This is a genomic window from Actinomycetes bacterium (assembly GCA_035489715.1).
Classification (GTDB): Bacteria; Actinomycetota; Actinomycetes; order JACCUZ01; family JACCUZ01; genus DATHAP01.
In genome coordinates this window covers 1-12,421 of sequence record DATHAP010000130.1, presented here as the reverse complement: position 1 = coordinate 12,421, position 12,421 = coordinate 1, and the positions used below count along the sequence as shown (strand labels likewise).

Genomic DNA, 12,421 nt, shown 5'->3' with positions numbered 1-12,421 from the left:
AGCCGGTGGACGAGCAGCCGGTGGACGAGCAGCCGGTGGACGAGCAGCCGGTGGACGAGCAGCCGGTGGACGAGCAGCCGGTGGACGAGGCGCCTGCGGACGAGGCGCCGGCGGACGAGCAGCCGGTGGACGAGCAGCCGGTGTACGACGAGCAGCCGGTGGACGGGACCCCGATGCATGAGGACGTCCCGTCCGGCCCGTCGGCCCCCGGCGACCTCCGGGTCGCGGCCGCTGTCCGCCGCCTCGAGGAGCTGGGCGACAGCCCGCCCGAGGAGCACGTCGAGGTCTACGAGCAGGTGCACCGGGTGCTGCAGGAGACCCTCGGCGACGCCCAGCAGGACAGGTCCGACGGGGGATGACCCGACGCGCCCGGCTGGACGCGGAGCTGGTCCGGCGCGGCCTGGCCCGGTCCCGCGAGCAGGCCGCGCAGCTGGTCGCCGCCGGCCGGGTGCGGGTACCCGGCCGTACGGCGGTCAAGCCGGCCACCCAGGTGACCCCTGCCGAGCCGATCGTCGTGGACGAGCCGACGGGGGAGACCTACGTCTCCCGGGGCGGGCACAAGCTGGCCGGCGCGCTCGACGCCTTCGCCGGGGCCGGCCTCACGGTCGAGGGGCGCCGGGCGATGGACGCCGGGGCGTCGACCGGGGGGTTCACCGACGTGCTGCTGCGCCGCGGCGCCCTCTCGGTGGTCTGCGTGGACGTCGGCTACGGGCAGCTGGCCTGGTCGCTGCAGACGGACGACCGGGTCACCGTGCTCGACCGGACCAACGTGCGCGAGATCGAGCCGGCCATGGTCGGCGGCCCGGTCGACCTCGTGGTGGCCGACCTGTCCTTCATCAGCCTGCGGCTGGTGCTGCCTGCGCTGGCCGGGGTGACCGGCCCCGACGGAGACCTGGTGGTGATGGTGAAGCCGCAGTTCGAGGTCGGTCGCGAGGCGCTCGGTGCCGGTGGCGTGGTGCGCGAGCCGGCCCAGCGTGCCGCCGCGGTGGCCGGGGTCGCGGCCGGCGCGCCCGGGCTCGGGCTCGGAGTCGCCGGTGTGGCCGCGAGCCCGCTGCCCGGCCCCGCCGGCAACGTCGAGTACTTCCTGTGGCTGCGGCGCGGCGCCCCGGCCCTGGACCCGGCCGAGCTCGAGCGAGCCGTCGCAGCGGGTCCGCAGTGACGGGGGGCACCGTGCCGTCAGCTCGCCAGGTGCTCTTCGTCGGGCACACCGGCCGCGAGGAGGCCCGGGCCGCGGTACGGGGGGCTGCGCAGCGGCTCACGGCCGCGGGGGTCGGCGTGCGCGTCCTCGCCGAGGAGGCGCCGGAGCCGCGCCTGCCGGGCGTCCGAGCGGTCGGCCCGGACGAGGACCCGGCGGCCGACTGCGAGCTGGTCGTCGTCTTCGGCGGCGACGGGACCCTCCTGCGTGCGGCAGAGATCGCCCGCGGCACCCGGGTCCCCCTGCTCGGGGTCAACCTCGGCCACGTGGGCTTCCTCGCGGAGGCCGAGCCGGACCGCATCGACGACACCGTCGACCGGGTCGTCGCCCAGGACTACACGGTCGAGGAGCGGATGACCCTGGACGTCACGGTGACGGTGGACGGCGCCGTGGTCGCCCGCAACTGGGCTGTCAACGAGGCCTCGGTCGAGAAGGCCAGCCGGGAGCGGATGCTCGAGGTCGTCGTCGAGGTGGACGGACGCCCGTTGTCGCGCTGGGGCTGCGACGGGGTCGTGCTCGCGACGCCGACCGGCTCGACGGCCTACGCGTTCTCGGCCGGCGGCCCGGTCGTGTGGCCCGAGGTCGCCGCCCTGCTCATGGTGCCGATCAGTGCGCACGCCCTGTTCTCGCGGCCGCTGGTCGTGGCTCCGGACTCGGTGCTGGCGGTCGAGGTGGTCCCGCGCAGCGACGGTGCCGGCGTGCTCTGGTGCGACGGCCGGCGGGCGGCCGAGCTGCCCAGCGGAGCCCGGATCGAGGCGCGCCGCGGTGACAAGCCGGTGCGGCTGGCCCGGCTGCACAGCGCTCCGTTCACCGACCGCCTGGTGGCGAAGTTCGACCTGCCGGTCATGGGCTGGCGCGGCGCGCGTCGCACCGCTTCCGACCGACCCCTTCATTAGGCTCGGCAGCCGTGCTCGAGGAGATGCGCATCAGCGGCCTCGGCGTCATCGACGACGCCGTGCTCGAGCTCGCGCCCGGGCTCACCGTGGTGACGGGCGAGACCGGCGCCGGCAAGACGATGGTGGTTACCGGGCTCGGCCTGCTCTTCGGCGGCCGGGCCGACCCCGGCGCGGTCCGGGCCGGCGTCGCGAGCGCGGTGGTCGAGGGCCGGGTGCGGGTCGACCCGCTCGGGCCGGTCGCGGCCCGCGCCGCCGAGGCCGGCGGCGAGCTGGACGAGGACGTGCTCGTGCTGGCCCGCAGCGTCTCGGCCGAGGGCCGCTCGCGCGCCTACCTCGGTGGGCGCGGCGTCCCGGCCGGCACGCTGGCCGAGCTGGCCGACTCGTGCGTCGCCGTGCACGGCCAGTCCGACCAGTCGCGGCTGCTCCAGCCCGCGCGGCAGCGCGCTGCCCTGGACAGCTTCGGCGGAGCCGCCGTGGGCGAGCCCCTCGCGACGTACCGAGACCGGTTCGAGGAGCTGCGCTCGGTCCGCGCCGAGCTGGTGGAGATCACGAGTCAGGCGCGAGAGCGGGCGCAGGAGGCCGACCTCCTGCGGTTCGGCCTCGACGAGATCGAGGCGGTCGGCCCCCAGCCCGGCGAGGCGGCGGCGCTGGCGGTCGAGGAGGCCCGGCTCGGTCACGCCGACGGGCTGCGGGTGGCCGGCGACGCGGCCCGCACCGCCCTCGTCGGCGACGAGGCCGCGCTGGACGCGCCGGACGCGACCGGGCTGGTGGCGGCGGCGCGCGGCGCGCTGGAGGGGGTCGGCGTCGACGACCCCGCGCTGCTGGCGCTGGTCGAGCGGCTGCGCGAGCTCTCCTACCTGCTGGCCGACCTCGGGGCCGACGTCTCGGCCTACGCGTCCGCCGTCGAGACCGACCCGGCCCGGCTGGCGGTGGTGCAGGAGCGGCGCGCGGCGGTGACCAGGCTGGTGCGCAAGTACGTCGGGGCCGCCGTGACCGAGCACCGCCCGGCAGCCGGGGGCGCCGAGGGCGCAGCCCCCGCTGACGGCGCCGACGAGGTGCTCGCCTGGGCCGAGCGGGCGGCGGCCCGGCTGGCCGCGCTGGACGGCGACGACGGCCGGGTCACCGCGCTGCGCGATCGGCGGGACGCCCTGCTCGCCGAGCTCGGCGACCTGGCCGGCCAGGTCTCCCGGGCCCGGACGGCGGCGGCCGCCGAGCTCTCGACCCGGGTGACCGACGAGCTGGCGGCGCTGGCCATGGCCAACGCCGCGGTCGAGGTGCGGGTGACCCAGACCGAGGCAGGTGACCCGGCGGCCGGCGAGGAGCCGGCCGGGCTCGCCGTCCGCGGCCACCTGCTGGCCTACGGGCCGGCCGGCGTTGACGACGTCGAGGTGCTGCTCCGGCCGCACACGGGCGCGCCGTCCCGGCCGCTGCAGCGGGGGGCCTCCGGCGGCGAGCTGTCCCGGGTGATGCTGGCTGTCGAGGTGGTGCTGGCGGGGGCCGACCCGGTGCCGACGCTGGTCTTCGACGAGGTCGACGCCGGGGTCGGCGGCCGGGCCGCCGTCGAGGTCGGCCGTCGCCTGGCGGCCCTGGCCCGGACCACCCAGGTCGTCGTCGTGACCCACCTGCCGCAGGTGGCCGCCTTCGCCGACCAGCACCTGGTGGTCCGCAAGGCCGACGACGGCACCGTCACCCGCAGCGGCGTCGTCGCCCTGGACCGGGCCGGCCGGCTGCAGGAGCTGTCGCGGATGCTCGCCGGCCTGGAGGACTCGAAGGCGGCCCGGGCGCACGCCCGCGAGCTGCTCGCGGCGGCGGCGCAGGACAAGCTGGCCGGCTGACGCTCCGGACGGCGCGCCCGGCCGCCGCCAAATCCCACCAGTCACACTTGTCACATGGCAGCATCGCGGCCATGCGCCTCGCCACGCTCCGTCGCGCCCGCACCGAGGCGCCGCTGCCCGGGGTCCACGGCACCGCCCGGGTCGGCTCCACTGCCGATCGGCTGACGGTGCGGCTCGGCCCTGGGGACATCGCCGTCGTCGAGCACCTCGACCTCGACGCCGGCAGCGCCCGGCTGCTGGTCGCCGCCGGCGTGGGGGCCGTCGTCAACGCGGCGCCCAGCATCAGCGGTCGCTACCCCAACCTCGGGCCGCAGGTGCTCGTCGAGGCCGGAATCCCGGTGCTCGACCGGGCCGGCGCCGAGGTCATGCGCCTGGTCGGCGACGGCGACCGTCTGCGCCTGGACGGCGAGACGCTCTTCCGCGGAGAGACGCCGGTCGCCACCGGCCAGCGCCTGGACACCGACGTGGTCGCCCGCCAGATGGAGGTCGCCCGCGCCGGGCTGACCCACCAGCTCGAGGCGTTCGCCAACAACACGGTCGAGCACCTGCGCCGGGAGCGCGACCTGCTCCTCGACGGCGAGGGCTTCCCCGAGCTCGAGACCGAGATCGCCGGCCGCCCGGTGGTCGTCGTCTCCACCGGGCCCGGTGCCACGGAGGACCTGCGGCTGATCCGGCACTGGATCCGTGAGGCGCACCCGGTGCTCGTCGGGGTCGACGAGGGGGCCGACACCCTGCTGGCCGCCGGGCTGTCCCCGCACCTCGTCGTCGGCAACCCGGAGCGGGTCGTCGAGGAGGCGCTGGTCGGCCGGCCGGAGGTCGTCGTCCGGGTCGACCGCACCGCCCGGATCGACGTGCCCGGGCAGGCGCCCGGGCTGGACCGGGCCGACGCCCTGGGCGCCCGCACCGTGGTCTTCCCGGTCACCGGCTCCGCCGAGGACGCCGCCCTGCTTCTGGTGCACGCCCGCGAGGCGTCGCTGGTGGTCGGGGTCGGCACCTCCGTGGTCCTCGCCGACTTCGTCGACCGCAGCCGGGCCGACATGGCGGGGACCTTCCTGACCCGGCTGACCGTCGGCTCGCGGCTGGTCGACCCCGCGACGGTCGCGCAGCTGCACCGCCGCCGCGCGCGCCCCTGGCCGCTGTGGCTGCTGCTGCTCGCGCTGGTGGGCGGCCTGGTCGCCACCGTGGCGCTCGCCGGCGACACGACCACGGTCGGCGAGTGGCGCGAGGAGTTCGTGTCGGCCGTCAGCGACCTGGTGGGCGGCTCGTGACCGGTGCCCGGCACGTCGTGCTGTCCCTCGTGGCGGCCGGGCTGGCGCTGCTGCTCGGGGTCGTTCTCGGCGCGGGCCCGGTCACGGAGCAGGCAGCGGCCGACCGGGCGGCAGCGAGCGACCGGCTGCGCGACCGTCTGGCCGAGCTCGAGCAGCGCACCGCTGCGCTCACCGCGGCCGCGAAGCAGGACGCGAGGGCGGCGGCCGCGCTGGCCGCGCCGCTGGTCGCCGACCGGGTCGCCGGGCGAAGCGTGCTGCTCGTCGCCACCCCGGGGGCGCGGACGGCGGACGTCCGGTCGACGGCGGCCGTGCTGGAGGACGCCGGAGCCACCGTCACAGCCACGCTGACGCTGACCGATACCTACGTGGACCCGGCCAAGGCTCAGTCGCCGCTCGAGGACCTGAGCCTGCGGCTGGTGCCGCCCGGCGTGGAATTCCCCGACGGCGCGCTGCCCATCGAGCGGGTGGGCACCGTGCTCGCCCGGGCCACGGTCCGGCTCCCCGAGGGTGACGAGGGCGACGGCGAGGCCACCGACGAGGTGGACCGCGACGCCGCGGAGGTGCTCGCGGGGCTCGACGAGCTCCAGGCGGTGCACCTCGACGGCACACCCGGGCGGCGGGCCGAGCTGGCCGTCGTGGTCACCGGGCCGGGCGACGACGCGGAGTCGGCGCCTGCGCTGTCCGGGCTCTTTGCAGCGCTGGACCGTGGGAGCCGCGGCGCCGTGCTGACCGGTCCGGGAGACGCCTCGGACGGGTTGCTGTCGGACGTACGGAAGGCGGAGCGGCCCGACCTCGACGGCGTCTCCACCGTGGACTCGGCCGGCACCACCGTCGGGTCCGCCGCGCTGGTGCTGGCGCTGGCCGAGCAGGTCGGCGGCCGGGCCGGCGACTACGGGCTGGGTGCCCTGGCGCGTCGTGTCCTGCCGCTCGCCGCCGACGGCTGATAACCTCGAAGCCCGTGGACGGGCAGCACTCGGTCTGCCGCACTCGAACCCACGGGAGCCCCCCTTGGCCGCACCGGCGACCACCAGGCACATCTTCGTGACCGGGGGCGTCGCCTCCTCGATCGGCAAGGGCCTGACCGCCTCCGGGCTGGGTCACCTGCTGCGCTCCCGCGGGCTGCGGGTCACCATGCAGAAGCTCGACCCGTACCTCAACGTGGACCCCGGGACGATGAACCCGTTCCAGCACGGCGAGGTCTTCGTCACCGACGACGGCGCCGAGACCGACCTCGACGTGGGGCACTACGAGCGCTTCCTCGACCGTGACCTGCACGGGTCGGCCAACGTCACCACCGGCCAGGTCTACTCGTCGGTGATCGCCAAGGAGCGCCGAGGGGAGTACCTCGGCGACACCGTGCAGGTGATCCCGCACATCACCAACGAGATCAAGGCGCGGATCCGCGACATGGCGGGCCCCGACGTCGATGTCGTCATCACCGAGATCGGCGGCACCGTCGGCGACATCGAGTCGCTGCCGTTCCTCGAGGCGGTCCGTCAGGTGCGCCACGACGTCGGCCGCGACAACGTCTTCTTCCTGCACATCTCGCTGGTGCCCTACATCGGGCCCTCTGGCGAGCTCAAGACCAAGCCGACCCAGCACTCTGTCGCCGCCCTGCGCTCCATCGGCATCCAGCCGGACGCCATCGTCTGCCGCTCCGACCGCGACATCCCGCCCAACGTCAAGCGCAAGATCTCCCTGATGTGCGACGTCGACGAGGAGGCCGTGGTCGCGGCGAAGGACGCGCCGTCGATCTACGACATCCCCAAGGTGCTGCACGCCGAGGGTCTCGACGCGTACGTCGTCAGGCGGCTGAACCTGCCCTTCCGCGACGTCGACTGGACCGAGTGGGACGACCTGTTGCGGCGGGTGCACCGGCCGACCCACCAGGTGACGGTCGCCCTGGTCGGCAAGTACATCGACCTGCCGGACGCCTACCTGTCGGTGTCCGAGGCGCTGCGGGCCGGCGGCTTCGCCAACGACTGCAAGGTGCTGATCCGCTGGGTCACCTCGGACGACTGCCAGACCCCCGAGGGCGCCGCGCGCCAGCTCGAGGGCGTCGACGCGGTCTGCATCCCGGGCGGCTTCGGCGTCCGCGGCATCGAGGGCAAGCTGGGCGCCGTACGCCATGCCCGCGAGCACCGGATCCCGACCCTCGGGCTGTGCCTCGGCCTGCAGTGCATGGTCATCGAGTACGCCCGGCACGTCGCCGGCCTCGAGGACGCCGGGTCGACGGAGTTCGACGAGGCCACCACCCACCCGGTCATCTCCACGATGGCCGACCAGCACGACGTGGTGGCGGGGGAGCGCGACATGGGCGGCACGATGCGGCTCGGGCTCTACCCGGCGCACCTCGCGGAGGGGTCGGTGGCCGCCGAGGCCTACGGCGCCACCTACACCGAGGAACGGCACCGGCACCGCTACGAGGTGAACAACGCCTACCGGGGCCAGCTGGCCGAGGCCGGCCTGGCCTTCTCGGGCACCTCGCCGGACGGGCGCCTGGTCGAGTACGTCGAGCTGCCCCGCGACGTGCACCCCTACTTCGTCGCGACCCAGGCCCACCCGGAGTTCCGGTCCCGCCCGGCCCGCGCCCACCCGCTGTTCGCCGGCCTGGTGGCCGCGGCGATCGCGGCACAAGCCCCGGACGAGGTCGGCTCGGTCGACCTCACCGCGGCCGGCGCACCCAGCGCGTGACAGGCGTCCACGACGAGCCGGCCGACCTCCCGGTGCTCGAGAGCGAGCAGGTGCACGACGGCCTGGTGTGGGACGTCCGGCGCGACCGGGTCGACCTCGGGCACGGGGTGGTGACCCGCGAGGTCCTGGTGCACACCGGCGCGGTGGGGGTGGTGGCGCTGGACGACGACGAGCGGGTGCTGCTCCTCCGGCAGTACCGTCACCCGGTCGGGCACTACCTGTGGGAGCCGCCGGCCGGGCTGCTCGACGTGCCGGGGGAGGACGCCCTGGTGACGGCCATGCGGGAGCTGGCCGAGGAGGCAGACCTGCTCGCCGGCGACTGGCACGTGCTGGTCGACTTCTTCAACTCGCCGGGCGGGAGCACCGAGTCGTTCCGCTGCTACCTGGCCAGGGGGCTGTCCGCGGTGCCGGAGGACGAGCGGCACGAGCGTGCGGACGAGGAGCGCGACATGGCGGCCGTCTGGGTGCCGCTGGACGAGGCCCGCGACCTGGTGCTCGCCGGGCGGCTGCACAACCCGACGGCGGTCAACGGGATCCTGGCGGCGTGTGCCGCGCGGGACACCGGCTGGGCCACCCTGCGGCCGGCCGACGCGCCGTGGCCGGAGCGCTCACCCGGCCGGGCCTGAGTCGGCGCCCGGCAGTTCTGGCGTGTCGGGCGGGCCGAGGCGCACAGTGGGGGGATGAGCGAGCCGCAGCGGCCGTGGTTGCCGTCGGAGGACCTCGAGTACGACCTGGCGCACGAGGTCGACCCCACGTTGCGCGCACCCGCCCGGGCGCCGGACCCGGTCGTGGTGCCGACCGCGACGGCCGGCTACAGCGGGGACTACGGCTACGACCTCGCTCACGACGTCCCGGGACGCTGACCCACCTGCGGCCCGGGCGGCGCAGGCGGCGGTGACAGGAGACCCAGGGAGCGCAGCTCGAGCGCGGCCAGGGCTTCGACTGCGGCCGGGTCGCCCGCGCGCCAGCCGGTGATGACCGCCGGGTCCACCCCCGCCAGCCGGCGCAGCGGCTGGCTGACCATGGCCCGCACGGCCAGCAGCTCCGCCCCGGCCGTCCCGGTCCGCCTCAGGCGGGTGGCCGCCGAGGCCTCGACGACCCAGCCGAGGCGCAGGGTCAGCCAGACCACCAGCAGCAGCAGGATCGGCGCGCCGGCCAGGACGAAACCGGTCAACCTGGCCACGTCGGCCACCGTGTCCTGGTAGGCCCGGGCCGAGTCCGCCAGCGCGGCGCTCGCCTCGGCGAGCGACTCGAAGGGCTTGGCCAGTGTCCCGCCCACCAACGGGGCGTCGCCGACCTGGCCGGCCGCGTCGCGCATCCGGCCGTCGACGTCGCGCGCGGTGGCCTCCGCCTCCCGGCCCGGCCCTGCCAGGGCCGCTACCCGGTCGTTGGCGGCCATGCCCAGCCGGACGCTGGCGTAGACCAGCAGCACGACCAGGACGTCACCCAGCAGCTGCCGGACCACGCGGGCCGGCCGGTCGGCGTACAGCTTCATCCGCTCACCTTCCCAGCCCCGGCTCCCGCCCGTTGTCCTAGACTCCCGGGCGCCGACAACGAGGTCGGCAGCGACGGCCGGCCGAGCCGGTCGAAGGGACTGGATATCCGTGAAGGTCGGCATCCCTCGCGAGGTCAAGAACCACGAGTACCGCGTCGCCATCACCCCTGCGGGGGTGCACGAGCTGGTCCGCAACGGGCACGACGTCTTCATCGAGAAGGAGGCGGGGGTCGGCTCGTCGATCCCTGACGCGGACTTCGTCTCGGCCGGCGCCACGATCCTCACCACGGCCGACGACGTGTGGGGCACCGGTGACCTGGTGCTCAAGGTCAAGGAGCCCATAGAGGAGGAGTACGGCCGGATGCGGGAGGGTCAGACCCTCTTCACCTACCTCCACCTCGCGGCCTCGAAGGCGTGCACCGACGCCCTGGTCGACCGCAAGGTCACCGGCATCGCCTACGAGACCGTCGAGATGCCGGACCGCTCTCTGCCGCTGCTCGCGCCGATGTCCGAGGTGGCCGGCCGGCTCGCCCCCCAGGTCGGCGCGCACACCCTCATGCGCGCCGAGGGCGGCCGCGGGATCCTCATGGGCGGCGTCTCCGGCGTCTATGCAGCCAAGGTGGTGGTGATCGGGGCGGGCGTGTCCGGGATGAACGCCGCGGCCATCGCCCTCGGCATGCAGGCCGAGGTGCTGCTGCTCGACCGCAACATCCAGCGGCTGCGCGAGATGGACCGCATCTACCAGGGCCACATGCAGACGGTCGCCTCCAACACCTATGAGATCGAGCGTGCCTGCCTCGACGCCGACCTGGTCATCGGCGCGGTCCTGGTGCCCGGCGCCAAGGCGCCGACCCTGGTCAGCAACGAGCTGGTGTCGCGGATGCGTCCCGGGTCGGTACTCGTCGACATCTCGATCGACCAAGGCGGCTGCTTCGAGGACTCGCGGCCGACGACCCACGCCGACCCGACCTACAGGGTCCACGACTCGGTCTTCTACTGCGTGGCCAACATGCCCGGCGCGGTGCCGCACACGTCGACGTACGCCCTGACCAACGTCACGCTGCCGTACGCCGTCGAGCTGGCCAACCGGGGCTGGCGCGACGCGCTCCGCCGCGACAAGGCTCTGGCGCTCGGCCTGAACACGTACGACGGCCGGATCACCTACGGGCCGGTCGCCGAGGCGCACGGCACCGAGGTGCTGCCGCTCGACGAGGTGCTCGCCAGTTGACGACCCGATGACGGCATAACGGCATGCCGGCATGACGGCGACGTCGTGACGTCGGGGCTGGGGTCGGCGCTGCGCGGCTACCTCGACCACCTCACAGTCGAGCGCGGCCTGGCGCCCAACACCCTGGCGTCCTACCGCCACGACCTGCGGCGCTATCTCTCGCACCTCGCGGCCGCGGGAGTGACCGAGCCGCAGGACGTGACGGAGGCGCACGTGTCGTCCTTCCTGGTCTCGCTGCGGGAGGGCGACGAGGAGCACCCCCCGCTCGCTGCGACCTCGTCCGGCCGGGCGGTGGTGGCGGTCCGCGGCTTCCACCGCTTCCTGCTGCGCGACCGGGTTGTCACCACCGACGTCGCCCGGGGCATCCGCCCGCCGCCCCCGCCCAAGCGGCTGCCCAAGGCGATCTCGGTCGAGGAGGTGGCCGCGCTGCTCGAGGCCGCCGGCGCGGAGGAGACGCCGCGCGCGGTCCGTGACCGGGCGCTGCTCGAGCTGCTCTACGGCTGCGGGGCCCGGATCTCCGAGGCGGTCGGGCTCGACCTGGACGAGCTCGACCTCGAGCAGGGCGTCGTGCGGCTGGTCGGCAAGGGCAGCAAGGAGCGCGTGGTGCCGGTCGGGTCCTACGCCCGCGAGGCCGTCCAGGCCTACCTGGTCCGCGCCCGGCCCGCGCTGGCTGCTGCCGGCAAGGGGTCGCCGGCGCTGTTCCTCAACTCGCGCGGCGGCCGGCTCTCCCGGCAGAGCGCGTGGACCGCGCTGCGGGCCGCCGCCCGGCGGGCCGGCGTCACCCGGAACGTCTCGCCGCACACCCTGCGGCACTCCTTCGCCACCCACCTGCTCGACGGCGGCGCGGACGTGCGGGTCGTCCAGGAGCTTCTCGGTCACGCCTCGGTGACCACCACTCAGGTCTACACGCTGGTGACCGTCGACCGGCTGCGTGAGGTCTATGCCACCGCGCACCCCCGTGCGCGCTGAGTGACGCTGGGTCGTCTTGGGTCGTCTTGGTTCGCCCATACGGGTGTCGGCAGATCCTCGATGACGACCTCACCTGCGCGACGCGCTCTGATGGCACTCATGGCAGTACTCACGATCGGCCTCTACGCAGCGCTCCCGGCGGCGGCCATCACCGGCGGCACCATCGACTCGAACGGCACCTACTCGAACGTCGGCATGATCGCCTACTACGACGCCGAGGGCCGCTGGCGGTGCAGCGCCACACTCGTCACGCCGACAGTCCTCCTCACGGCGGCGCACTGTACGCATGGCACGGTCGGCAGGACGATCGTCAGCTTCAAGCTGCTCACCGACGACGCTGCCCCGTCGGACGTCCCGCGGGCACCGGACGACAACGCCACGCCGCCCACCGGCACCAGCAAGACCGGCTACACGACCGGCCAGTCGCTGCCGACCGGCTGGTACCGGGGCACGGCCAGCACGCATCCGTCGCTACACCGACGAGGTGGCTCAGAAGCTCACGCCGCAGATCCTGCAGACCAACGGCAACGAGCACGACATCCGCGGCGGTGGCGGCTGTGCTTCGGCGACTCGGGCGGCCCGTCCTTCAAGAACGGCTACGTCGTCACGGTCACCAGCTACGGCTACACGTCCGGCTGCCGCTACCTGGGCGGGCTGCAGCGGGTCGACAACCCCGACGTCCAGGAATGGCTGGCGGACTTCGGGGTCTTCCCGGCGGGGATCTGACGGAGAGCGCCACTCCTTCGCGAACCGCCGCGGTCAGGGTGCCGGTGCGAAGAACGCCGGCATGCTGGCCGCGGCGGGTCCGGCCGGGCAGACCAGGTCGTGGTCCGCGCTGTCG

General features: G+C 74.9%; 13 protein-coding genes. 12 read left to right on the top strand and 1 reads right to left on the bottom strand.

Going from position 1 to position 12,421, the window contains the following annotated elements; translation table 11 throughout:
* The 9 genes from VK640_10470 to VK640_10430 all read left to right on the top strand — a co-directional run.
* A partial coding sequence (locus VK640_10470; GenBank protein ID HTE73608.1) for a hypothetical protein occupies positions 1-359 on the top strand: 359 nt, incomplete at its 5' end.
* Positions 356-1,159: a TlyA family RNA methyltransferase gene (locus VK640_10465; protein HTE73607.1), complete on the top strand. Its 804-nt coding sequence runs from the start codon at positions 356-358 to the stop codon at positions 1,157-1,159. The genes VK640_10470 and VK640_10465, both read left to right, overlap by 4 nt.
* Before the next feature lie 11 nt (positions 1,160-1,170).
* On the top strand, positions 1,171-2,091 hold the full coding sequence (locus tag VK640_10460) for an NAD kinase (GenBank protein HTE73606.1): 921 nt from the start codon (positions 1,171-1,173) through the stop codon (positions 2,089-2,091).
* Positions 2,092-2,114: 23 nt separating this feature from the next.
* On the top strand, positions 2,115-3,926 hold the full coding sequence (locus tag VK640_10455; GenBank protein ID HTE73605.1) for a DNA repair protein RecN: 1,812 nt from the start codon (positions 2,115-2,117) through the stop codon (positions 3,924-3,926).
* Between the two features lie 71 nt (positions 3,927-3,997).
* Positions 3,998-5,194: a putative cytokinetic ring protein SteA gene (steA, locus tag VK640_10450; protein ID HTE73604.1), complete on the top strand. Its 1,197-nt coding sequence runs from the start codon at positions 3,998-4,000 to the stop codon at positions 5,192-5,194.
* Positions 5,191-6,138, top strand: coding sequence for a copper transporter (locus tag VK640_10445; protein ID HTE73603.1), 948 nt, complete (start codon positions 5,191-5,193; stop codon positions 6,136-6,138). The genes steA and VK640_10445 overlap by 4 nt, the downstream gene beginning before the upstream one ends.
* A gap of 64 nt (positions 6,139-6,202) precedes the next feature.
* A complete protein-coding gene (locus tag VK640_10440) occupies positions 6,203-7,888 on the top strand; it encodes a CTP synthase (protein HTE73602.1) in 1,686 nt (561 codons plus the stop codon).
* Positions 7,885-8,514 carry an NUDIX hydrolase gene (locus VK640_10435; GenBank protein HTE73601.1) on the top strand — a complete coding sequence of 210 codons (630 nt, stop codon included), beginning with the start codon at positions 7,885-7,887 and terminating at the stop codon, positions 8,512-8,514. The genes VK640_10440 and VK640_10435 overlap by 4 nt, the downstream gene beginning before the upstream one ends.
* A gap of 54 nt (positions 8,515-8,568) precedes the next feature.
* Positions 8,569-8,751, top strand: coding sequence for a hypothetical protein (locus VK640_10430; GenBank protein HTE73600.1), 183 nt, complete (start codon positions 8,569-8,571; stop codon positions 8,749-8,751).
* Here VK640_10430 and VK640_10425 read toward each other — a convergent pair.
* Positions 8,730-9,383 carry a hypothetical protein gene (locus tag VK640_10425; protein ID HTE73599.1) on the bottom strand — a complete coding sequence of 218 codons (654 nt, stop codon included), beginning with the start codon at positions 9,381-9,383 and terminating at the stop codon, positions 8,730-8,732. The genes VK640_10430 and VK640_10425 overlap by 22 nt on opposite strands.
* 109 nt (positions 9,384-9,492) lie before the next feature.
* Between VK640_10425 and ald the strand changes: the two genes are divergently transcribed.
* The 3 genes from ald (at position 9,493) to VK640_10410 (ending at position 12,306) form a co-directional block, all read left to right on the top strand.
* Positions 9,493-10,611, top strand: coding sequence for an alanine dehydrogenase (gene ald, locus VK640_10420; protein HTE73598.1), 1,119 nt, complete (start codon positions 9,493-9,495; stop codon positions 10,609-10,611).
* Between the two features lie 45 nt (positions 10,612-10,656).
* Positions 10,657-11,580, top strand: a complete 924-nt coding sequence (xerD, locus tag VK640_10415) for a site-specific tyrosine recombinase XerD (GenBank protein HTE73597.1) — start codon at positions 10,657-10,659, stop codon at positions 11,578-11,580.
* 99 nt (positions 11,581-11,679) lie between these two features.
* Entirely contained in the window at positions 11,680-12,306 is a 627-nt protein-coding gene (locus VK640_10410; protein ID HTE73596.1) for a hypothetical protein, read from the top strand.
* The last annotated feature ends 115 nt before the right edge of the window (positions 12,307-12,421 follow it).